We start from the raw sequence: 22,989 nt of genomic DNA, 5'->3' as shown, positions 1-22,989 counted from the left end.
AGCCTTCAGCAATTACAACAGAAACTTCCCGGTCACGCTCTCGGGATTCTCGATGATCTCCTCGGGGGTGCCCGAGGCCACGATTTCACCGCCGTGTTCGCCGCCGCCGGGGCCGAGATCGATGACGTGGTCCGAGGCCATGATCACGTCCGTGTTGTGCTCGATGACGATGACCGTGGCGTTCTTGTCCACCAGTTGGTGCAGCACGCGGATGAGCTTGCCCACCTCGTGCATGTGCAGGCCGGTGGTCGGCTCGTCCAAGATGTAGAGCGCACCGGGCAGGGAGCGTTTGCCCAGCTCGCGGGATATCTTGATGCGCTGGGCCTCGCCGCCGGACAGGGTGGTGGCGGGCTGGCCCAGCCGCAGGTATTCCAGGCCCACATCTGCCAGCACGTCGAGCTTGCGCATGAGCGCCGGGTGGTTGGCGAAGAACTCGCGGGCCTGGCGCACGGTCATGTCCAGGACCTCGGAGATGTTCTTGCCCTTGTACTCGACCTCCAGGGTTTGGGCGTTGTAGCGCTTGCCCTTGCACGCCTCGCAGGTCACGTAGACGTCGGGCAGGAAGTGCATCTCCACCCGAATCTGGCCGTCGCCCTTGCACGCCTCGCAGCGGCCGCCCTTGACGTTGAAGGAGAACCGGCCCGGCTGGTAGCCGCGCTTGCGCGACTCCTTGGCCCCGGCGAAGATCTTGCGGATCTCGTCGAATATTTTGGTGTAGGTGGCCGGGTTGGAGCGCGGGGTGCGGCCGATGGGAGACTGGTCGATGGAGATGACCTTCTCGATCTTGTCGACCCCCTGGATGCCGCCGATCTTGCCGGGATCGTTGGCCTTCTGGCCCTGGTGCAGGAGCAGATGCTTGTACAGGGAGTCCATGACCAGGGAGGACTTGCCCGAGCCGGACACGCCGGTCACGCAGGTCATGACCCCGAGGGGGAAGTCCACGTCCAGGTCCTTGAGGTTGTTGGTCTGGACCTTCTTCAGGGTGATCTGTCCCTTGGGCTTGCGGCGTTTCTCGGGCGGGGCGATGAACAGGTCGCCGCGCAGGTATTTGCCGGTCAGGGAGTCCGCCTTGAGCAGCTCGTCCACCGGCCCCTGGAAGACGATCTCGCCGCCGAGCCAGCCCGAGTTGGGGCCGATCTCGATGACGTGGTCCGCCTCGCGGATGGTCGGCTCGTCGTGCTCGACCACGAGCACGGTGTTGCCGCGCCGTTGCAGGGAGCGCAGGGTGTCCAGGAGCCGCTGGTTGTCGCGCGGGTGCAAGCCGATGGACGGCTCGTCGAGCACGTAGGTCACGCCCACCAGGCCGGAGCCCAGCTGGGAGGCCAACCGGATGCGCTGGGCCTCGCCGCCCGAGAGGGTGGCCATGTTCCGGCCGAGCGACAGGTAGTCCAGCCCCACGTTGACCATGAACCCGAGGCGGTGGACCAGCTCCTTGAGGAGCGGCTCGGAGATGAGCGTGTCGTGGCCGGAGAATTTCAGGTCCTGGAGCCACTCCAGGGCGCGCTGGATGGACATGGAGGTGAACTCGACCATGTTCTTGTCGGCCACGCGCACGGCCAGGGCCTCGGGCTTGAGGCGCGCGCCGTGGCAGGTCGGGCAGGGACGCGACTGCTGGAACCGGGCGGTCCAGTGGTCCCACACGCCCGCCTGTTCGCGGCCGTATTCCAGGATGGAGACCACGCCGGACCAGCCGGTCTCGCGGTCCCCGTAGAAGAGCGCCCCCCAGGCCTCGTCAGAAAACTGGTCCAGCGGCGTGTCCAGGGTGAAGCCGTGGCGCGCCCCGAGCTTCTTGAGCTGCGGCCCGTACTGGCGCTGGCGGGTGGCGTTGCTCCAGGGGATCACGCCGCCCTCGTTGAGGGACAAGCCCTTGTTGGGCGCGATCAGGTCGGGCTCGAAATACTCCACGGCCCCGATGCCGTTGCAGGTCGGGCAGGCCCCCTGGGGCGAGTTGAAGGAGAAGAGCTGCGGGGTCAGGCGCGGCATGGAGATCTTGCACGACGGGCAGGTGGACAGGGTGGACATGAAGGTGTCGCCCGCGTTTTCGCCGCCGACCACGGACACGATCATGCGCTCGTCGCCCTTTTCCAGGGCCAGCTCCACGGAGTCGGCCAGCCGCTTGCGGATGCCGTCCTTGAGGACCAGCCGGTCCACCACCAGGTCGATGGTGTGCTTCTTGTTCTTCTCCAGCTCCGGGACCTCGTCCAGGCCGTAGAGCTCGCCGCCCACGCGCACGCGCACGAAGCCGTCCTTCTTGAGCTTGGCGAAGAGGTCCTTGTGCGTGCCCTTCTGGTGCTCGACCAGCGGGGCCAGGAGCAGGAACTTGGTGCCCTCCTCCATGGCCAGGATGGTCTCGACGATCTCGTCCGTGGTCTGGGCAGCGATGGGCTTGCCGCAGGACGGGCAGTAGAACTTGCCCAGCCGCGCGAAGAAGACGCGCAGGAAGTCGTAGACCTCGGTCACGGTGCCCACGGTGGAGCGCGGGTTGCGGGTGGCGGTCTGCTGCTCCAGGGAGATGGCCGGGGACAGCCCCTCGACCTTGTCCACGTCCGGCTTGTCCATCTGGGGCAGGAACTGGCGGGCGTAGGCGGACAGGGATTCGACGTAGCGGCGCTGACCCTCGGCATAGACGATGTCGAAGGCGAGCGTGGACTTGCCCGAGCCGGACGGACCGCAGATGACCACCAGCTTTTCGCGGGGGATGTCCAGGGTCAGGTCCTTGAGGTTGTGGTGCCGGGCGCCTTCTATATGAATGGATTTGGAGTCGGTGGTGTGCATCGCCAGAGAGTAACCATTCCCGAGAGCAAGGCAAGCGGAGAGAGGTGACGAATCGGGGTCGGGACGCACCCCGGCGGGGCGGCCCGCCGGAGAGTCCGTCACGGGCCGAAGTGTTCCCGGCTGGTCCTTTACAGCTCCGCCCGCAGGGCGTATAGGCGGTAATAGAGAAACTGCCAAACCCGCCGCGAGGCGGGGACGGAAAGCCACGGGCCTCACGCAGGCAGCCGGGTTGCCTACGCTCCCACCGAGAAGACACCCCGCGCCCCGTTCGAGACCCCCGGCCTTCGGCAAGGAGAACGCATGGGCAACATCCCTTCCGCCGGCAACGGCGCACATAACGGCAAGCACGACGGAAAAGGCGACGGCCGGGGCATGGTCAAGGTCTCGCCCTTCATGGTCATCCCCTCCCGCGTGGGCGGCTTTTCCCTGTACCTGAAGCAGGGGGACCGGCTGGTCCTGTATGCGGAAAAGGGCGAACTGTTCACCGAGGAGCACAAGCAGCGGCTGACCCTGCTCGGGGTGGACCACCTCTACGTGCGGGCTGCGGACTACGACCAGTTCACCCGCTACGTGCAGGACAACATCCTGGAAATACTGGACGACGAGGCCATTCCCGTAACCGAGCGCGCCAGGGTCTGGAGCGACGCGACCACGTCCCTGGCCCGCGAGGCCTTTGACCGTTCCCTGCCCGCGCCCGTGGACAAGCGCCGTTTCCAGCGCATCCGCAAGCTCATCGCCGACTCGCTGAGGTTCCTGTCGCGCGACGACGCCCTCAAGGAGCTGGCCCGGTTCATCCGCGACGGCGAGGAGACCTTCCACCACGGCGTGGGGGTCATGGTCCTGACCGTGACCACCCTGTGCTCGTTCATGAAGGAGGACTCGGACCTGCTCGTGGCCGTGGGCATGGGGGCCATCCTCCACGACATCGGCAAGCTGGAGCTGCCGCCCGACCTCTTCACCCGGAAGTTCGACACCCTGAGCCGCGCGGACAAGGACCTGGTCAAGTCCCACCCGGCCCTGGGCGTGGGCGTGTGCTCGGCCCTGCCCCTGCCCCAGGAGACCCTGCAGTGCATCCTCTTCCACCACGAGCGCGAGGACGGCCTGGGCTACCCCTCGGGGTCCACGGGCCCGATGCTCCCGTCCTACGTCAAGGTGCTGATTTTGTGCAATGAATACGACAATCTGACGCGGCCCCGCAACGGCCGCCGCCTGACCCCGTTCGAGGCCCTGGCGCGGATCAAGGCCATGCGCAGCGCCTTTGACATGGACATGCTCCGGCGGCTGATCGAGGTCCTGGCCCGGGCCGACCTGACCTCGTGAGCGGGCGGCCTAGACCAGCCCCGAGAGGTCGTAGGTGTCGGCCTTCTCGATCTCCACGTCCAGGATGTCCCCCGGCCTGAGCGCGGTCTCGGGTGGCGCGCCCACATAGGTCACCCCGTCCACCTCCGGGGCCTGGAACCAGGCGCGGCCCACGTACAGGCCGGGCCACTCGTCCGACTCCCGTTCGATGACCACGGGCAGGGTCGCGCCCACGTATCCTTCCAGAATCTCGGCGCTGATCTCGGCCTGGAGGGCCATGAGCCGGTCGCGGCGGTCCAGCTTGACCTCGTCCGGCACCTGGCCGTCCATGGCCGCCGCCGGGGTGCCCTCCTCGGCCCAGTAGGGGAAGACGCCGAGGTGGTGGAAGCGGGTTTCCCGCACAAAGTCCATGAGGGTCCGGAAGTGGGCCTCGGTCTCGCCGGGATAGCCGACGATGAAGGTGGTCCGCAGGGCCGCCTCCGGGAAGAACCTGCGCACCCGCTCCACGACCTTTTCCGGGTTGCGGGCGAACGGGCGGCCCATGGACGCGAGCACGTCCGGGTGGGCGTGTTGCAGGGGGATGTCGAAATAGGGCAGGAACGGCGCGCCCGTGTCGCGCAGCAGGCCGAGCAGGGACTCGGTCAGCCCGGCGGGGTAGAGGTACATGATGCGCAGCCAGTGGAGGTCCGGGATGGCGGCCAGCCCCCTGAGCAGGGTCGGCAGGTCGTTGCCCGGCCCCAGGTCCGAGCCGTAGGCCGTGGAGTCCTGGCCGACCACGATGATCTCGGGCACCTGGCCCGCCAGCAGCCGCGCCTCGTTCAGCAGGAAGTCCACGGGCCAGCTCCGGTGCGGTCCCCGGATGGACGGGATGGTGCAGAACCGGCAGTTGTGCGAGCACCCCTCCGAGACCTTGAGGTAGGCGTAGGACGGGCCGGTGGACAGGCTGCGCGGGGTGTCGCCGGTCAGGCGCAGGGCCAGGGCGCGCGCGGCCATGGCGGGCCACTGCTCGATCTCCTCGGTGTTCAGCCACAGGTCCACCTCGGGCAGCTCGCTCCGGAGGTCCTCGCCGTAGCGCGAGACCAGGCACCCGGCCACGCAGATGAGCGGCCTGCGCCCGGTCCTGTCGAAGGTCTCGGCGGCCTCGCCGATGACGTCCAGGATGGTGGCCACGGACTCCTCCACGGCGGGCTGGATGAAGCCGCAGGTGTTGATCAGGACCAGGTCGGCCCCGGCCGCGTCGTCCGCCGGAACCATGTGCGGACCCAGGGCTCCGAGCAGCCGTTCGGTGTCCACGCGGTTCTTGGGACAGCCGAGGCTGACGGTGTATGTTCGCACGGCGGTGGCGGGGGTTTTCGGCATGTCATTTCCTTTGATAACGTTTCCTGAATGGGGTAGCCTTGAGTCGGTGCAAAGTCCAGCCCGGACGCGCGCGCAGATGAGCACAGGACGGGGAGGAGGTCAAATGATCGAAGGTTCCATCGTGGACGACAAACGATACATCATCGGCGTCATCGGAGACATCCCCGCGCTCCTGGCCTTCTGGGAGATGTTCAAGGACCAGGGCAACGACGAGACCCTCAAGGAGATCGGCGTGGTGGCCGTGGCCCTGCCGGGCGAGGCCGTGCTGCCCGAGGCCCACGACGCGGGCCGGATCATCCCCACCTACGCGGGCTACAAGGCCATGCTCGAGAAGCACCCCGAGATCAACATGGTCATCGAGGCCACGGGCCGTCCGGCGCTGGTCTACGAGCTGCGCAAGTACCTGCCGCCGTCCATCACCCTGGTGGAGCGCGGCGCGGCCCATTTCTTCATCAACCTGCTGGCCTCCAACCAGATGTGGGTGGCCTGCAAGGTGGACCTGCTGCAGACCCAGAACATGCTCAAGACCATCATCGACCAGATGGACCAGGAGATCCTGTTCCTGGACCGGACCGGCATGGTCATCGGCATGAACCAGACCGTGCTGAACCGCTCCGGCCTGCCCAAGCGGGTCCTGCTCGGCAGGCACTACTGCGAGATTTTCACCCGGACCAACGAGGGCGAGTGCGAGGAGTGGGAGGACCCCTTCGAGGCGACCATGCGCACCCACGCCCCGGCCGAGGCCACCACCAGCCTAGTGGACCCGGACGGCCGGGTCCAGTACTACCGGGTCTACACCAGCCCGGTGGCCGACGAGGACGGGTCGGTCAACCACGTGGTGGCCATGCGCCGCGACATCACCCAGCGGCGGGCCATGGAGAACCGGCTGCAACAGGCCGAGCGGCTGGCCTCCATCGGCGAGCTGTCCACCTACATGGCCCACGAGATCCGCAACCCCCTGTTTTCCATCAGCGGCTTCGCCAACTCGCTCATGCGCGACAAGGACGTGGGCATCAAGGCGCGCGAGAAGCTGTCCATCATCCTGGACGAGTCCCGGCGGCTGGACGAGGTCCTGCGCAGCCTGCTCAACTTCACCCGGCCCACCGAGGCCCGGGTGGCGGAGGTGGACCTGAACGAGGTGGTCTCGGCCACCATGGACGTCATGCAGCTGCCGTGCTCCAACCAGAGCGTGGAGGCGCACATCTCCCTGGACGAAGGCATGGCCAAGGTCCACGCCAACCCGGACCTGATCAAGCAGTGCCTCATCAACCTGGTCAAGAACGGCCTGGAGGCCATGCCCTCGGGCGGCAAGCTGTACGTGACCACGGCCATGAACCGCGACATGGCCATGCTCGTGGTGGAGGACACCGGGGTGGGCATCCCGCTGGACATCCGCGACAAGATCTTCAGCCCGTTCTTCTCCACCAAGGACAAGGGCGTGGGCCTGGGACTGGCCCAGATCCACAAGATCGTGGGCGAGCTGGGCGGTCGGGTGGACCTGGCCTCCATGGAGGGGTCGGCACCAAGGTGACCCTGTACCTGCCGCCCATCCTGGCGGTTGAAGATTCCGGCGAGTCCGCGTAGGTTCTTCCCCCTGAAACAACCACCGCAGGGGGAAATTCCAATGGACACCATCGTTCTGGCGACCAACAACAAGGGCAAGATTCGGGAGCTGTCCGTCATGCTCGAGCCCTTCGGCGTGGCCGTGAAGAGCCTGGCCGAGTTTCCGGAGATCGGCGACATTCCCGAGACCGGCGAGACCTTCCTGGAGAACGCCTTCATCAAGGCGCGCGCCGTGGCCCAGATCACCGGCCTGGTGGCCGTGGCCGACGACTCGGGCGTGGAGGTCGATGCCCTGGGCGGCCGCCCCGGCGTGTACTCCGCGCGCTATGCGGGCGAGCAGCACGACGACCACGACAACAACGAGAAGATGCTGGCCGAGATGCAGGACGTGCCCGAGGGCAAGCGCACGGGCCGCTACCGCTGCGTCATGGCCGCCTCCGCCCCCAACGGCGCGGAGATCCACGCGGACGGGACCTACGAGATCACCGTCGGCCACGGCTACAAGGGCCGCGGGGGCTTCGGCTACGACGTCATCGTCATCGACCCCGAGCTGGGACTGCACGTGGCCGAACTGGACCCGGAAGTGAAGAACGCCAAGTCCCACCGGGGCAAGGCCATGCGGAAGCTGCTGGAACAGTGGCCGGACTTTTGGGCGAAGGCCAACAGGTAGCCCCTCTCCGGCCCTTCCGGGGTGCGGATGAATATCGAAAAACGCCGCTCCATGTATCGCACATGGGGCGGCGTTTGTTTTTTCTTGTGGTTGGTTGTTCTTTTGAACGCGGGAAATGTGGCGAGGGAAAATACAGGAGTCGAGTCGTCCTGCGGTTCCTTCTTAGTTTTTGGGTTTCCATGGGCCTAAACATTAGTTACACCCCATGAGCAGGAGGCCTCTATGTCATGCACTAAAAATCTCCAATCTTGGTTGGACTGGCTCTATCCTCTCCGCTTTCTCGCCACATTAATCATAATTGGCTTTATTCACTTTGTACTGTGGCTTCACGTTGAAGTGCCCAATCGTCCTTTAGTCCACAAGTTCATAGCCTTCATAGGTCAAGTTGGTGGTGCAGCTATTATCTTCTATACAATCAATGGCACCCTTAATAGCTTCAAAGGGGTCAGCCTTGGTGGAATGTTTTTAGAATGGTGGAGAAAGGCTCCATGGCATCCTGGTCGTATATTCAATATTGAGTTAAGCGAAAGTGTTACAATTGGTGCCAGTATGCACACACTATTTACACCTAGTTTTACAACATTAGAGCAACGGGTAGATTTCATCCACAATAAGCTCAACGAGCTTGATGCGAAATTGTTTGAGCAAGGTCAAGATATGGATCGAAAAGTAAAGAAAGTCAAAGATGAATTAAATAAAAAAATAATAAATACATGTACATCTTTAGAAGTAAAAATTACTCAAACAGTTGAAGAAGAACTTTTGCACCAGCTGTGTGGATTTATGATGCTTATTTATGGCGTCGTTACTTCACTTGCGCTGTGACAGACTTATTCAAGTATAAAAAGCTATCCCTGAATTTTACAGCCTCATAGCACACAGATTACGTATCTCCCCGATTTGTGTTGGGGTGCGTTCGAAGGCCACTGTTAAATCGCTTCCCCGCATGCCTGCCCCGACGCAAACGCCCAGTGCAGGTTGAAGCCGCCCAGATGGCCGGTCACATCCAGGGTCTCCCCGATGACGTACAACCCCGGCACGTCGCGGGCCGCCATGGTCTTGGAGGAGATGCGGGCCGTGTCCACGCCGCCGACCGTGACCTCGGCCTTGGCGTAGCCCTCGGTGCCGGACGGGGTGACGGTGAAGCGGTGGATGGCCTCGCAGGCGGCCTCGGTCTGCGCCTTGGACAGCTGGCTGACCTGGGTCTCGGCCAGGGCCGGGGCCAGGAGCAGGGGCGGCAGCCGCTTGGGCAGGACGCGGGCGAGCAGGTTGCGCAGCTGCTGGTTGGAGGAGCGGTTGTCCGCCAGAAAATCCGTGAGCGCCAGGTCGGGCAGGAAGTCGATGGCCACGGGCCGGTTCTCCCGCCAGTAGCTCGACGCCTGGAGCACGGCCGGGCCGGAGATGCCCCGGTGGGTGAAGAGCAGGGGGTCGGTAAAGCGCATGGAGCCCGCCTCCACGGCGGCGGGCAGGGCGTTGCCCGCCATGTCCGCGCACAGGGGCTGGAGCTTCTTGGGGAAGACCAGGGGCACCAGGCCGGGCCGGGTCGGGGTGAGTTGCAGCCCGAATTGACGGGCCAGCCGGAAGCCGAGGTCCGTGGCCCCGACCTGGGGCCAGGACGGGCCGCCCAGGGCCAGGACCAGGCTGTCGCCGGTCACGGTCTCGTTGCCCATCTCGACGGTGAACGGCCCTTCGCCCGAGACCGCGCCGATCTCCCGGCCGGTCAGCAGGGCCACGCCCGTCCGGCCGCAGCGCTCCGCCAGGGCCCCCGCCACCTTGCCCGCGCCCTCCAGGGTGAAGAGCTGGCCGTGGTCGCGCTCCTCATAGCTGATGCCGTGCTCGCCCAGAAAGGCGACCACGTCCCAGGGCGACAGCCGGGCCAGGGCGGATTTGACGAAGTGGGGGTTGGCGCACAGGTAGTGGGCGGGCGAGACGTCGAGGTTGGTGAAATTGCACTTGCCGCCGCCGGACACGCGCACCTTGCGGGCGGTCTTGGCCCCGTGGTCGATGACCGCGACCGTGCGGCCGCGCGCCCCGGCGGTCATGGCGCACCACAGGCCCGAGGCCCCGGCTCCGAGGATGACGGCGTCGAAATGGTTCATGCGCCGGTTTTACGGCAAGGCCTGCGGATTGTCACCAAGCCGTGTTGACAAAAAAACGGGCGGGGCTATGATGGCGGAACCTGTATAAACTCTACCTTGGAGGAAGCAAAATGGCTGCCAAGAAAATACTGATGCTGGTCGGCGACTTCGTGGAGGACTACGAGGCCATGGTTCCCTTTCAGATGCTTCTGATGGTCGGCCACACCGTCCACACCGTCTGCCCCGGCAAGAAGGCGGGCGAGTTCGTGGCCACGGCCGTGCACGACTTCGAGGGGCACCAGACCTACTCCGAAAAACCGGGCCACAACTTCGGGGTGACCACCACCTTCGAGGAGATCAAGCCCGAGGACTACGACGCCCTGGTCATCCCCGGCGGCCGCGCCCCGGAATACCTGCGCCTGAACCCGGACGTGATCAAGTGCGTGCGGCACTTCGCGAACGCGGGCAAGCCCATCGCGGCCATCTGTCATGGCCCGCAGATCCTGACCGCGGCCGATGTCATCAAGGGCAAGACCTGCACGGCCTACCCGGCGGTCAAGCCGGACATCGACGGCGCCGGGGCCACCTGGTGCGAGGTCAACGCCACGGCCTCCAACGCCTGCGCGGACGGCAACATCGTCACCGCCCCGGCCTGGCCCGCCCATCCCGAGTGGATGGCCAAGTTCCTCAAGGTGCTCGGCACCCGGATCGAAGCCTAGCCGCCGCTCCATACGGAAACCGAAAGGCGGTCCGGGGAATTTCTCCGGGCCGCCGTACTTTCCTTCCCTCCGGGTTTCTGCTATGAGCAAGACAACAATTGCTTACATACGTGGAGGATGCGAACATGATGGGTTATTTCTGGTTTTTCCTGGGGCTGTGTCTGACCATCGCCGCGCTGGTCATGATCAAGATCAGCACCCCCAACGAGCACTAGTTTTCGCCGCGCACGCGGCATCAGGGGAATCGGCCCGGCCGGTTCCCCTTCGTTTTTTCACCCCCCTCCCTCGCGAAGCGCAACACCTTGCGCCGCAGGCGCACAAACGGGATGCAAGGGTGCGAACCCTTGCCCGCCGGAGGCGAAATCATCCGACCATCGCCGCGCAGCGGCATTCCCCTCCCGATTTCCCCTCTTTACTAGGAGAAAGCCCCATGATCATCTATTCCTGGAACGTCAACGGGTACCGGGCGGTGCTCAAGAAGGATTTCCGCGACTGGCTGGACGGTTGCGGCGGCGACGTGGTCATGTTGCAGGAGACCAAGGTCGAGCCGGACCAGCTGGCCCTGGACGAGCGCGAGCCGGATTCCTTTTCCAACCACTACTGGAACTGGTCCAAGAAAAAGAAGGGCTATTCCGGGGTGGCCTGCTTCGCCAATCCCGAGCCCATCCGCTGGGACACGGGCTTGCCCGACGACCGGTTCCGTGACGAGGGCCGGGTGCTGCATCTCGAATACCCGGACTTCCACCTGTTCAACATCTATTTTCCCAACGGCCAGATGTCGGACGAGCGGCTGGATTTCAAGATGGGCTTCTACGACACCTTTCTGGAGCACGCCCAGGCGTTGCGCCGGACCAAGCCCATCGTGGTCGGCGGCGACTTCAACACCGCGCACCGGGAAATCGACCTCAAGAACCCCAAGGCCAACAGCGAACGGTCCGGGTTCCTGCCCGTGGAACGCGCCTGGATCGACAAGTTCATCGAACACGGCTACGTGGACACCTTCCGCCTGTTCGAGGACGGCCCGCACCACTACTCCTGGTGGTCCTACCGCTTCAACGCCCGCAAGAACAACGCCGGATGGCGCATCGACTACTTCTTCGTGTCCGAGGAACTCAAGGACAAGGTCGTCCGCGCCTGGATCGAACCCGACGTCCTCGGCTCCGACCACTGCCCCATCGGCGTGGAGATCGACGTTTAAAGAATGCCTCCGGCGGCCGGGGGAAGGGGAGAAGGGAACCCTTTGAGAAAAGGGTTCCCTTCTCCCCTTCCCCCGGACCCCCATCCTCTCTTCCTTCCTAAACTTTTTATGTGCCTTCGGCAGGGGCGTGCGTCCGCGTGGGCGCGTGCGCTTTTGGTCGTTTTTAAAGCGGAGGTTGAACTTGTTGGGCGGGGAATGCGGCCAGGGGGGTGTGGATGGCTCCTTCCGGGGTGAGTACGCTCTGCCAGAGGGTGAAGTGGGGGACGGTGAAGGGCGGCCATTCCTGTGCGGCCGCAGCGTCGAGGATGGGTTGCCAGTCGCCGGGGGCGGGTTTTCTGATGCGGCCGAGGGTCAGGTGCGGGCGGAAGGGCTTTTTCTCGCGCGGGATGCCGATGGCCGTCAAGGCGTCCTCGATGGACCGGGCCAGGGTCGCGGTCTGCTCCCCGCCCTGGACCAGGCCGAGCCAGAGGACCTTGGGGCGTTTCGCGTCCGGGAACGCGCCCGTGCCCCCGGCCTGCACGGGGAAGGCGGGAAAATGGATGGCGGCCAGCGCCTCCCGGATGGCCGGAATGCGCGCCTCCTCGGTCTCGCCCAGGAACTTCAGCGTCAGGTGCCAGGTGTCGGGCCGGGACCAGTTGACGCTGGCATCGGTAAGTTTGGAAAGCCACTTCGTCAGGGCGTTGAGCGATTGCCGGTAAGTGTCCGGCAAGCCTATGCCGATGAACAGTCTGGGCATGGTCTAGTCGTGGTCCAGGCCGTCCAGGGCCTGGCCGAACAGGGTGACGTCGCCGAGGATGTCGGCCACGGCCCGGCGCAGCTCCGGGTCCAGCCCGTCGGTTTCGCCGATGGCCAGCAACTGGTCCGGGTCGATGCCGTTTTGTTCGGCCAGTTCGCGCAGTTCTTGAATGGTGGTTTCGTCCATATGCAAAGCATAGAGGACAACTCCCCCCAGCGCAACGCGCGTGCTCTCCGCGCCCGACAGGGCGTATAAACGGGATGCAAGGGTGCGAACCCTATCGCGGCTGTCATCTCTAAGGCTTGAAGACTCGCCAAGAGCTGGTGCTGCCCGGCGGAGGCGAAATCATCCAACAATCGCCGCGCAGCGGCATCCGCTATTCCAAAAAAAAGGCCGGGCAAGTTGTCCGGCCTTAATTATATGAAGCGTTGGTTCAACTAGATGTCGTACCCGAAGGAATCGACCACGAGCTTGGTGCGGGCCTTGGAGGCGATCATGCGCGCTTCGAGGTCCTTGGCGTACTGGTCGAGGTCCAGCTGAATCTGGGCCACGCCGGTGTCCATGGCGGCCTTGGCCACGGCCGGGGCGAGCCAGGTGAGAACGCGCGGGTCCAGCGGCTTGGGGATGATGTAGTTGATGCCGAACTCGAGCTTGTCCACGCCGAAGGCGTCGCAGATGTCCTGGGAGACCGGCTCCTTGGCCAGGCGCGCCAGGGCTTCGGCCGCGGCGATCTTCATCTCCTCGTTGATGGTCTTGGCGCGGCAGTCGAGCGCGCCCCGGAAGATGAACGGGAAGCCGAGCACGTTGTTGACCTGGTTGGGGAAGTCGGACCGGCCCGTGCCCATGATGATGTCCGGGCGCACTTCCTTGACCGCCTCGTAGGTGATCTCCGGGTCCGGGTTGGCGCAGGCGAAGATGATGGCGTTGTCGGCCATGGTCCTGACCATGTCCTGGTTGATGGCGTCCTTGACGGACAGCCCCAGGAACATGTCGGCCCCGACCATGCATTCGGCCAGGGTTCCCTTGTTCTCGGTCTGGGCGTAGGCCTGCTTGAACTCGTTCAGATCGGTGCGCCCGGCGTGGATCAGGCCGCGCGAGTCGAACATGAAGATGTTCTCGCGCTTGACGCCCATGTGCACGTACAGGTTGGAGCAGGCGATGGCCGCCGCGCCCGCGCCCGAGACCACGATCCTGATCTCGTCGATCTTCTTGCCCGAGATCTCCAGGGCGTTCATGATGCCCGCCGCCGAGATGATGGCCGTGCCGTGCTGGTCGTCGTGGAAGACCGGGATGCCCATTTCGGCCTTGAGCCGGGTCTCGATCTCGAAGCACTCGGGGGCCTTGATGTCCTCCAGGTTGATGCCGCCGAAGGTCGGCTCCAGCAGCTTGCAGAAGGCGACCACCTCGTCCGGGGTCTTGGCGCTGATGTTCAGGTCGTAGACGTCGATGTCGGAGAATATCTTGAACAGGACGCCCTTGCCCTCCATGACCGGCTTGCCCGCCTCGGGCCCGATGTTGCCCAGGCCGAGCACGGCGGTGCCGTTGGACACGACCGCCACCAGGTTGCCCTTGTTGGTGTAGTCGTAGACCTTTTCCGTGTCCGCGTGGATGGCGCGGCAGGCCTCGGCCACGCCGGGGCTGTAGGCCATGGACAGGTCCTTCTGGTTCCTGCACGGTTTGATGGAGATGACCTCCAGCTTGCCCTTGCGTTTGCTGGAGTGATAGTTGAGCGCTTCTTCCTTGGTGAACAATGCCATGATCAGGCCTCCCTTGATTCAGTTATGGCCCAGTCGTTGAAGAGCGGAAAAGTGGCCCACGGACCGGCGCGGCCCGTGACCGGAAACCTCCCGACAGACTGGTGTGACCGCAATACAGTTGACCATTGGTACGGGGGTTTTTCAATTTCCGTCAAGCAGTATCTCTCCTTGCACGGCAAGGGTTTGCGGGTCATTGCGGGGGGTCTGGTTGAGCGTCCAGTCAAATCAGCCGGTTGGGCCGTTTCCCCCTGCGAACGGGTCGGGGAAAAAATAGGACCTAGGGCATGAGGATGGGCGGAATCTCCACCCGGTGCTCGTCCCAGAAGCGGACCGCGCCGGGGTGCAGGGGGATGGACAGGCTGCGGATGCCGGTCTTGAGGGACATGTCCCGGGCCGCGCCGTGGGCCTGGCGCAGCTCTTCGAGCCGGGTTTCGGAAAACACCGCCTTGAGGCTGTCGTACACGATCCGGCTGTCCAGCCCGGTGCGCGCGCACCACAGGGCCGCGTCCTGGAAGGTCTGCACGGGCTCGTCCTGGCCCGTATAGGTCCCGGCCGGGATGGTCGCCTGCGAGTAGAAGGGATAGAGCTGGTAGAAGCTCGAGACCGTGGCCGCCTGGTGCAGGTCGAGCAGCCGCACCGGCACGCCCGCCGCCGCCTCGATGACCGCCGTGTTGGGCACGCCCGCCAGGACCCAGAACCCATCCACCGCGCCCGAGGCGAAGTCCGCCGCCGCCTCGGCATAGCCCACGGACCGATGCCTGATCCGTCCCCAGAGCTTGAGGTGGCGGAAGAACCGCTCGGCCGACAGGGCCGCGCCCGAGCCCGGATTGCCCACCGCCAGGACCTTGCCGCGCAGGTCGAGCACCGTGTGGATGGCCGAGTCCGCACGCACCACCAGCTGCGCCGGAGCTCCGTACAAGTAGGCCAGGGCCTGAACATCGGCGTATTTCTTGTGCGCGCAGTTCAACTTGCCCGTGCGCGCCAGAAAGGCGTCGCCCGCATTGGCGATGGCCATGTCCGCCGTGCCCGCGCACAGGGCCAGGAGATTGTCCACGCTCCCGCTCGACTGCCGCGCCAGCACGTCCAGGCCGGGCACGTCCTCGCTGATGACCGCCGCCATCTTGTTGGCGAAGTGGTTGAAGGTCCCGCCGCGCGGACCGCCGTTGAACAACAGGGTCCGAACCTTGGCGGGTTGCGTCGCGTGCGCCTCGCCCGGCATGTCCCACGCGCAGTCCGTGACCGCGAAAACGGCCAGGCAGCACAACGAAATCAGGATGACGGCCAGGCGGGACATCAGACCTCCGCAACCGAGGGATTCACGCCGCGTCGGGCGCAGCGTCCGGTTTGAACGACTTTTTGCCACACGTCGTCCGCGAATACAACGCACCACGCCCCTGCGTATGCAAATAATAATCCCTCGCGACAGTCCGCCGGGCAGGTCAGGGGTGGGGGGGCGAGGAGCGGAGCGAAGGGGATGCCTCCGGCGGCCCCTTCGGGGAGACCAGGGAACCCTTTGAAAAGGGTTCCCTGGACCCTCCCAAACTTTTTGTGTGCCTTCGGCAGGGCCGTGCGAACGCGGGGGGCGGTGTGTTGGCGGCGTGCCGGAACGGTGGTGTAAAAAATGTAATTTTACTAAATAGTACACCCCCCGCGAAGCGGCGCCAAAAAGTTTGGGATGGTGAGAGAGGGGGTGGGGGGGCCAGGGGGCATCCCGCAAGGGGCGGCTTGCCGCCCCTTGCGGGGTGATTGCGTGGGTTACGGTCAGGCCGGGGCCAGGCCGAGCAGGCGCTTCAGCGGCTTGAACCAGATGAAGCTCATGAACCAGGCGTATACGTAGACGATGACCGTGATGACGGCGAACCAGATGACGATCTGCTGCACGGAGGCGTCCAGGGAGAACGCCGGGATGTAGGCGAACAGGAACGGCGCCAGGTAGAGGAATTTAGCGAACTTGAACGAGGTGAACGCGGTCCGCCACATGTTGGCCCCGGCGATGGTCGCGCCCGCGAAGGCGGCGATGCAGACCGGCGGGGTGATGTTGGAGTCCTGGGACAGCCAGTAGACGATCATGTGCGCGGCGACCTCGTTGACCCCCAGGTGGGTCAGGGCCGGGACCGCGACCACGGCGGTGATCAGGTAGGCGGCGGTGACGGGCACGCCCATGCCGAGGATCAGCGAGGCCAGGGCGATGAGCAGGATGGTGTAGATCAGGTTGCCGTGGGCCAGCTCGATGACGATGTCGGCGAAGGTCAGCACCAGGCCGGAGTAGGTCAATACGCCGATGATGATGCCGATGACGCCGACGGTGGCGCCGATCTTGAGCGAGTTGATGGTGCCCATGCGGGACGCGACGACGAACCCGTGCAGTTCGTTCCGTTCGCCCCTGGGATAGGCGAAGACCGCCGCGGCGATCAGCAGACCGACCAGGAGGATTATTTCCTTGTTGAATATCGCGTTGAAGGACTTGGCGAATTCCGGGCTGATCATGGCCGGGACCGTGTGGACCAGGGTCATCAGGATGGAGACGCCCATGAGCGTGGCGACCACGACGAAGGTCTGGCCGCTGTCGTCCAACCGGCTCTTCTTCCGGTAGAAGAAGAACGCGGCGGCCGCGATCAGGCCGTAGAGCATGAGGATGCGGCCGGACATGAACGGCCGCAGCGCCGTGGCCGCCTCCTTGCCGCCCACCAGGCCGACCAGTTTGACCAGCCAGGGGCAGACGACCATGAAGGCCATGACGATGAGCAGGGTCGGATCGATGCGCTGGGTGTCGTCCTTGAAGGACAGGCCGATGCAGATGGCCAGGCCGACGATGGCCGAATAGCCCGGCGAGTAGCCGGCCAGCATGAAGATGGTGATGCCGATGAGCGGCAGGGTGTAGAGCCATTCCCGCTTGAAGATGGTCATGGCGTTTTCCTTGTACCGCTCGCCCACGATGTTCTCTTTCTTGGCCTCGTAGTGGACCATGACGAACACGGAGAAGAAGTACATGAACGCCGGGAAGATGGCGATGAGCATGATCTGCGAATAGGGCAGGCCGGTCATCTCGGCCATGATGAACCCGCCCGCGCCCATGATCGGAGGCATGAACATGCCGCCGATGGAGGCGGCGGGTTCGATGCCGCCGGCCACGTGGGGCTTGAAGCCCGCCTTTTTCATCATCGGGATGGTGAAGGAGCCGGTGGACACGGTGTTGGCGATGGCCGAGCCCGAGATGGACCCGAACAGGCCCGAGGCGATGACCGAGACCTTGGCCGGGCCGCCGATCTTGTGGCCCACGGCCGCCAGCGGCCAGTCGATGAAGAACCGCTGTGCCCCGCACTGCTCCAGGAAGGCCCCGAAGAGCACGAACAGGATGATGTAGGTGGCCAGCACGTTGGCCATGATGCCGAACACGCCGTCCGAGCGGTAGAAGATGGAGGTGCACAGGTCCGGGAAGCTCGCGCCCGCGTGGGCGATGAGCTCGGGCATGTGCGCGCCGTACATGCCGAACAGGAGCATGAGCACGCCGATGATGACGAAGACGTTGCCGACCACCCGGCGGGCCAGTTCGATGCCGATCAGCACGCCGATCATGGCCATGGCCTTGTCCCAGTCGTCCTCCCGGCCGATGCGGTAGTTGATGACCTCGAAGTTCAGGATCCAGTAGCCCACGGAGGTCAGGGAGGCGAGCATGAGCAGGTAGTCCACCACGCGCATGATCCGGCTCCTGGACTTGTAGAGCAGGAAGACGAGGATGTACGTAATGATCACGTAGACGCCCCGGTGGTACTGGGTCGCCGCCGGTTCGAAGATGGCCGACCAGGAGTAGAACAGGACCATGGCCACGGACAGGAAGTCGAAGAGAAACCGTTCGAATTTGTTTAATTTGTCGTACATTGCGCGCTCTCGGCCGCCCGCTGGGGGCGGGGGTTGAAAAATGTGTCGCGCCGGGCGCACGGGCCGGGGGCCGGAGGGCCGTGACCGAAGACCGGCCGGGCCGTGCGGGGCGGATCGGTTTCCTGCGCGCGGGCCCGGCGGGGACCGGAGTCCGCCGGGAACGCGCGGTGCGGGCGGGCCGTGCGGCCCGCCCGTGCACGATGTCGGGAGCGGGGGCCTACTTCAGGACGCCCATTTCCTTCCAGAACTTCTCCGCACCGGGGTGCAGGGGAGTCGCTGCCGGATTCACGCCCTTGAGACCGTCGGCCACGCTCATGGCCTTGAAGGTCTTCTTCTGCTCGACCATGTGCTTCAGGCCTTCCTCGGACCAGATGGCCTTGAGGAGCTGGTACACGTCCTCGGCCGGCACGTCGGCGTTGGCCACGAGCAGCGCGGAATCGAAGAAGGAGGGGGTGTCGTGATCCACCCCGCGGTAGGTGCCCGCCGGGATGGTCAGCTTGCCGAAGTAGGGATAGGCCTCGTAGTAGCCGGAGTTCTGCGCGTCGGCCCCGACATCCACCAGGTCGATGTCGTTGGTCTGGGCGGCCATGATCACGGCCCCGGACGGATAGGCGGTCAGCAGCCAGAAGGCGTCGAGCTGTTCGTTGCCGAAGGCCTGGGCCGCGTCGTTGTAGCCCATGGCGTTGCGCTCGATCTTGTCCCAGATGCCCAGGTGGGTGAAGAACCGCTCGCAGTTGGCGAAGGCGCCGGAACCGGCGTTGCCCACGCCGACCTTCTTGCCGGCCAGGTCCTTGGCGGACTTGATGCCCGAGCCTTTGCGGATGACCAGCTGGGCGGGCGCGCCGTAGAGGTAGCCCACGGTCAGGACCTTTTCGTACTTGTTCGGGTCGCCGGTCAGCTTGCCGTTGCGGCCCAGGTAGACCTCGCCAGCGTACACGGTGCCGAAGGCGCAGCGGCCCGCGTTGACCGTGCGCAGGTTCTCGGTGGAGCCGCCCGAGGACTGGGCCTTGATGGAAAAGTTGGGGTTGTCCTTGATGGGGGCGAAGACCTGGATGGCGTTGGCCACGATCTGGAAGGTGCCGCCGGCCGGACCGCCGCCGAAGACATAGCGCTTTTTGGCCTGCGCGTCGAAAGACATGCCGAAAAATACGGCAATGGCAAGGGCCAGGATGTAGATCCGTTTCATGTTTCCTCCTAAGGAACCACAGAAGTTAATAAGGACCGCAACTTTTTTCGCCGTGCCCACATTGCATGGGCGGCAAAACACACCCCCGGGGGGAAGACTATTCCACCCGGTATCCCCTTGTTGCACAGAATGACAAATATTTCAACGCAATTCTCCGGTGAGGCCACTCTCACTGCTTGAATTAATTATCTTTTACATAACCGGTTCTTATGTTTCCGGAGGCGGGAACCCCCGGCGCACGGGGGCTCCCGCGGGGCGCGACGGGTGTTTTGACATCCCTGGGGGGTGTGGTACATGCCTCGTCGTCAACGCCCAAGGAGGGTGCCATGCTGGATGAACTCGTGGTGGTCCTGTTCCGCCCCAAATACCCGGAGAATATCGGTTCCGCGGCCCGCGCCTGCCTGAACATGGGCGTGTCGCGGCTGGTGGTGGTCGATCCCTACAACTTCAACATGGACAAGGCCCTGCCCCTGGCCACGGCCCATGCCCGGCACATCCTCACGTCCGCGCGTATCGTGGACACCCTGGCCCAGGCCGTGGAGGGGTGCACCGCCGTCTTCGGGACCACGGCCCGCACCGGAGGCTGGCGCAAGGGGATCATGAACCCCGAGACCCTGGCGAACGTGGTGGACGACCGGCTGCGCACCGGCGGCCGGGTGGCCGTGGTCTTCGGCCCCGAGGACAAGGGGCTGACCAACGAGGAGACCTCGGTCTGCTCCGGGCTGGTGACCATCCCCACCAGCCGCGAGGACACCTCCCTGAACCTGGCCCAGGCCGTGGTCGTGGTCCTGTACGAGTGCTTCAAGCGCTCGCTGGCCGGTCCCTTCGTGCCGGACGGCCCGCCCGAGGAGCGCCCGACCACGATCAAGGAGCAGGAGGCCCTGTTCGGCAACCTCCAGGAGACCCTGCTGGCCATCGACTTTCTCAAGGACGACAACCCGGACTACTGGATGCTCCCGGTGCGCCGTTTCTTCAGCAAGATCAACCTGAAGCGCAACGAGTTCAACCTGCTCATGGGCGTCTGCCGCCAGGTGCGCTGGTTCGTGGACAAGTATGGCCCCCAGGCCGGTGGCGGCGCGAAGTAGTCCGTCCCGGACGCGGCCCGCGCCGTCCGAAAAGGCCCTGCCCGGTGTTGCCGGACAGGGCCTTTTTCGCGTCGGACGATGGCGCGGACGATAGGCGGGTGGAGGGGGGCGGACTATTCGTCGGGCTTGCAGTCGCGCCGGGCGGCCTCAACCTTTTCTCGTGTCTCCTCGGCGGTCCGGGCGGTGCGCTGCCGGAGCATCTCACGGGCCAGGGCCGCGTTCATGGGCTCGTGGAAGTAGAACCCCTGGACGCAGTTGCACGACAGGTTGAGCAGGGAGCAGAGCTGTTCCGGGTTCTCCACGCCCTCGGCGACCACGTTCAGGTCCAGCGAGTGGCCCAGGGCGATGACCGCCTTGACGATCTCCATGTTCTCCGGGTCGGTGCGCATGCGCGAGATGAAGGTCCGGTCCACCTTGAGGGTGTCCACGGGCAGTTGCTGGAGTTGGGACAGGGAGGAGTAGCCCGTGCCGAAGTCGTCGATGGAGAAGCGCACCCCGGCCTTGCGCAGCCGGTTCAGGATGCGCAGGGAGGATTCCGGGTTGCCCATGATGGAGGACTCGGTGATCTCGAGTTTGAGGCAGGACGGGGGCAGGCCGTACCGCTCCAGGGTCCGGACCACGATCTTGTCCAGCTCGATACGGGCGAACTGTTTGCTCGACAGGTTCACGGACATGAAGATGTCGTCCACGCCCGGGGTGTCGTTGCGCCACCCGGCCAGGGTGCGCAGGGCCTGTTGCAGGACCCACTCGCCCAGCTCGACGATCAGCCCGGACTCCTCGGCCATGGGGATGAACTCGGCGGGCGGGATGGCCCCCCGGTCCGGGTGGTCCCAGCGGGCCAGGGCCTCGAAGCCGACCACGTCCGAGCCGTTCAGGTCCATGATCGGCTGGTAGACCACGTGGAACTCGTCGTTGGCCAGCCCCCGGCGCATGTCGTTCTCCAGGGTCAGCTGGTCCACGGCGGTCTCGAGCATGCGCTCGGTGAAGACCTTGAAGCGGTTGCGTCCGGCCTCCTTGGCGCGGTGCATGGCGATGTTGGCGTGTTGCAGCACGTCCGGGGCCTTGCCGTCCACCACGGGGCTCAGGACGATGCCGAAGCTGGCCGTGGTCTGGACCTCGTTGCCGTTGAAGCGGAAGGGCTCGGACAGCCGCTCGCGCACGCGCTTGATGATCCGGATGGCCTCGCCGGGGCTGGACAGCTCGTCCAGGAGCAGGACGAACTCATCCCCGCCGAACCGGGAGACCGTGTCCAGGCCGCGCATCTCGCCGGACAGCCGGATGGCCGTCTCGGCCAGGACCATGTCGCCGAAGCGGTGGCCCAGGGAGTCGTTGATGATCTTGAAGCGGTCGAGGTCCAGGAAGACCACCGCGAAGAAGTAGTTCTCGCGCCGTTTGGCCCGGCGCATGGCCTGGCCCAGTCGGTCCAGGCACAGGGTCCGGTTGGCCAGGTTGGTCAGGGGGTCGTGCAGGGCCTGGTGGCGGAGCTGTTCCTCCATGGTCTTGCGGTCGGTGATGTCGCGGAAGCTCAGGCGCATGCCCAGGGGCTTGCCGCCGATGCCGGACACGGACCGGCCGACCACGCCGAGCCAGCGGACCTTGCCGTCCGCGGTCAGGATGCGGAAGTCGAGCGAGTCGCCCCGGTCCGAGTCGGCCTCCACCAGATAGGCGTCCCAGGCGTCCTGGTCGTCGTTGATGATGATCTCCCGGACCAGGCCGGGGTCCTCGAAGAACCGCTCGGGCGGGTACCCGGTGATCCGCTGGCAGGCCGGGGAGCAGTAGTGGATGGAGTTGTCCGTACCGATCCATATCTCCCAGTCGTAGCCGAAGTCCGCGATGGTCCGGTAGCGCTCCTCGCTCTCCTGGAGCACGCGGACCAGTTTTTCCCGCTGGCCCTGGATCTGGGCCTTCTTCATTTCGGTCATGCCCGCCTGGCGGACCACGTACAGGGAGAGCAGGGCGCTGGCCAGCAGGATGCCGAGGAAGATCAGGGCCACGTGGTTGCGGTACACGCCGATTTCGGCATGCACGTCGTCGGTGTACAGGCCGGTGCCGATAACCCAGCCCCAGGGGGCGAACAGACGCACGTGGGAGAGCTTGCGGGCGATGCGCTCGGGCTGGTCCTGCCACTGCCAGTAGTAGTCCACGAAGGCGTCCTGGTTGCGCCGGGCCGCGTGCAGGAACTCCATGAATATCCGCTTGCCCTCGCGGTCCCGGTAGTCGGTCAGGTCCTGGCCGTCCAGGTCGGGCCGGTAGGGGTGCATGATCATGCGCGGGGTCAGGTCCGTGATCCAGAAATAGGCCTTGGCCTCCGGGCCGTAGCGGGTGGTCTTGACGAACTCCGCGCCCAGCCGGTGGGCGTAGTCGAGGGATATCTCGCCGCGCTCGGCCATGTCGTTCAGGTGGACCAGGGTGCCGACCACGGTGTCGGTGATCTCCACGACCTTTTCCTTCTGGGCGTCGAGCAGGGCCGTCTCCACCGAGGGCAGAAGGTAGAGGAAGATGGAACCGGCGAAGAGAAGAAGCATCAGGGCCGAGGGGAGCAGGACCCTGGTGGGGGCGTATTTGAGATAGTGGGTGGTCTTGTCCTGCGCCATGGTTGCGGGCCGTCCTGTTCGGAGTGTCTGATTATCGCCCTCACCATATAGCGTAGAACCGGGAAAAAAGGAAATGGGATGGCGCGACTGT

17 protein-coding genes and 1 riboswitch are annotated in these 22,989 nt (G+C 64.9%); of the genes, 7 read left to right on the top strand and 10 right to left on the bottom strand.

The features are described from left to right. Window positions 1–12 precede the first annotated feature (12 nt). Complete coding sequence (gene uvrA / locus DND132_RS09420; RefSeq protein WP_014322498.1) at window positions 13–2,775, bottom strand: excinuclease ABC subunit UvrA; 2,763 nt, start codon at window positions 2,773–2,775, stop codon at window positions 13–15. Between the two features lie 162 nt (window positions 2,776–2,937). Further along, a riboswitch (cyclic di-GMP riboswitch) is annotated at window positions 2,938–3,012 on the top strand. 63 nt (window positions 3,013–3,075) lie between these two features. On the opposite strand from uvrA, the gene DND132_RS09415 reads away from it, so the two are divergent. After that, on the top strand, window positions 3,076–4,095 hold the full coding sequence (locus DND132_RS09415) for an HD-GYP domain-containing protein (RefSeq protein ID WP_014322497.1): 1,020 nt from the start codon (window positions 3,076–3,078) through the stop codon (window positions 4,093–4,095). Between the two features lie 9 nt (window positions 4,096–4,104). Here the strand turns inward: DND132_RS09415 and rimO are convergent, their stop codons facing one another. Then, window positions 4,105–5,433 carry a 30S ribosomal protein S12 methylthiotransferase RimO gene (rimO, locus tag DND132_RS09410; protein WP_014322496.1) on the bottom strand — a complete coding sequence of 443 codons (1,329 nt, stop codon included), beginning with the start codon at window positions 5,431–5,433 and terminating at the stop codon, window positions 4,105–4,107. A gap of 103 nt (window positions 5,434–5,536) precedes the next feature. Here rimO and DND132_RS09405 point away from each other — a divergent pair, with 103 nt between their 5' ends. From DND132_RS09405 to DND132_RS18265, 3 genes are all read left to right on the top strand, one after another. Further along, window positions 5,537–6,964, top strand: coding sequence for a two-component system sensor histidine kinase NtrB (locus tag DND132_RS09405; RefSeq protein ID WP_014322495.1), 1,428 nt, complete (start codon window positions 5,537–5,539; stop codon window positions 6,962–6,964). Window positions 6,965–7,057: 93 nt separating this feature from the next. Then, window positions 7,058–7,666, top strand: a complete 609-nt coding sequence (gene rdgB, locus DND132_RS09400) for an RdgB/HAM1 family non-canonical purine NTP pyrophosphatase (RefSeq protein ID WP_014322494.1) — start codon at window positions 7,058–7,060, stop codon at window positions 7,664–7,666. 222 nt (window positions 7,667–7,888) lie between these two features. Then, window positions 7,889–8,491 carry a hypothetical protein gene (locus tag DND132_RS18265; protein ID WP_014322493.1) on the top strand — a complete coding sequence of 201 codons (603 nt, stop codon included), beginning with the start codon at window positions 7,889–7,891 and terminating at the stop codon, window positions 8,489–8,491. Between the two features lie 104 nt (window positions 8,492–8,595). Here the strand turns inward: DND132_RS18265 and DND132_RS09395 are convergent, their stop codons facing one another. Then, window positions 8,596–9,765: a BaiN/RdsA family NAD(P)/FAD-dependent oxidoreductase gene (locus tag DND132_RS09395; protein WP_014322492.1), complete on the bottom strand. Its 1,170-nt coding sequence runs from the start codon at window positions 9,763–9,765 to the stop codon at window positions 8,596–8,598. Window positions 9,766–9,875: 110 nt separating this feature from the next. On the opposite strand from DND132_RS09395, the gene DND132_RS09390 reads away from it, so the two are divergent. Both DND132_RS09390 and DND132_RS09385 read left to right on the top strand, forming a co-directional pair. Next, complete coding sequence (locus DND132_RS09390; protein ID WP_014322491.1) at window positions 9,876–10,463, top strand: DJ-1/PfpI family protein; 588 nt, start codon at window positions 9,876–9,878, stop codon at window positions 10,461–10,463. A 430-nt stretch (window positions 10,464–10,893) separates the two neighbouring features. Beyond that, window positions 10,894–11,661 carry an exodeoxyribonuclease III gene (locus DND132_RS09385; protein WP_014322490.1) on the top strand — a complete coding sequence of 256 codons (768 nt, stop codon included), beginning with the start codon at window positions 10,894–10,896 and terminating at the stop codon, window positions 11,659–11,661. Between the two features lie 163 nt (window positions 11,662–11,824). On the opposite strand, the gene thpR is transcribed toward DND132_RS09385, so the two are convergent. The 6 genes from thpR to DND132_RS09355 form a co-directional block, all read right to left on the bottom strand. Beyond that, the gene (gene thpR, locus DND132_RS09380) at window positions 11,825–12,397 is read right to left on the bottom strand and encodes an RNA 2',3'-cyclic phosphodiesterase (RefSeq protein WP_014322489.1); all 573 of its coding nucleotides are present in this window, start codon (window positions 12,395–12,397) and stop codon (window positions 11,825–11,827) included. A 3-nt stretch (window positions 12,398–12,400) separates the two neighbouring features. Next, the gene (locus DND132_RS09375) at window positions 12,401–12,583 is read right to left on the bottom strand and encodes a fructose 1,6-bisphosphatase (protein WP_014322488.1); all 183 of its coding nucleotides are present in this window, start codon (window positions 12,581–12,583) and stop codon (window positions 12,401–12,403) included. A 251-nt stretch (window positions 12,584–12,834) separates the two neighbouring features. Continuing rightward, on the bottom strand, window positions 12,835–14,154 hold the full coding sequence (locus DND132_RS09370; protein WP_014322487.1) for a malic enzyme-like NAD(P)-binding protein: 1,320 nt from the start codon (window positions 14,152–14,154) through the stop codon (window positions 12,835–12,837). Between the two features lie 277 nt (window positions 14,155–14,431). Then, window positions 14,432–15,448 (bottom strand): TAXI family TRAP transporter solute-binding subunit, encoded by a 1,017-nt coding sequence (locus tag DND132_RS09365; protein ID WP_014322486.1) that lies wholly within the window; start codon window positions 15,446–15,448, stop codon window positions 14,432–14,434. Between the two features lie 467 nt (window positions 15,449–15,915). Beyond that, entirely contained in the window at window positions 15,916–18,033 is a 2,118-nt protein-coding gene (locus DND132_RS09360; RefSeq protein WP_014322485.1) for a TRAP transporter permease, read from the bottom strand. A 217-nt stretch (window positions 18,034–18,250) separates the two neighbouring features. Next, complete coding sequence (locus DND132_RS09355; protein WP_014322484.1) at window positions 18,251–19,219, bottom strand: TAXI family TRAP transporter solute-binding subunit; 969 nt, start codon at window positions 19,217–19,219, stop codon at window positions 18,251–18,253. Window positions 19,220–19,545: 326 nt separating this feature from the next. Here DND132_RS09355 and DND132_RS09350 point away from each other — a divergent pair, with 326 nt between their 5' ends. Further along, window positions 19,546–20,304 (top strand): RNA methyltransferase, encoded by a 759-nt coding sequence (locus DND132_RS09350; RefSeq protein ID WP_014322483.1) that lies wholly within the window; start codon window positions 19,546–19,548, stop codon window positions 20,302–20,304. Between the two features lie 113 nt (window positions 20,305–20,417). Here DND132_RS09350 and DND132_RS09345 read toward each other — a convergent pair whose 3' ends face one another. Further along, the gene (locus DND132_RS09345) at window positions 20,418–22,898 is read right to left on the bottom strand and encodes an EAL domain-containing protein (RefSeq protein ID WP_014322482.1); all 2,481 of its coding nucleotides are present in this window, start codon (window positions 22,896–22,898) and stop codon (window positions 20,418–20,420) included. Window positions 22,899–22,989: the final 91 nt, after the last annotated feature.

The sequence above is a fragment of the Pseudodesulfovibrio mercurii genome (assembly GCF_000189295.2).
Taxonomy (GTDB): Bacteria; Desulfobacterota; Desulfovibrionia; order Desulfovibrionales; family Desulfovibrionaceae; genus Pseudodesulfovibrio; species Pseudodesulfovibrio mercurii.
This window is presented reverse-complemented; position numbering and strand designations above follow the sequence as displayed.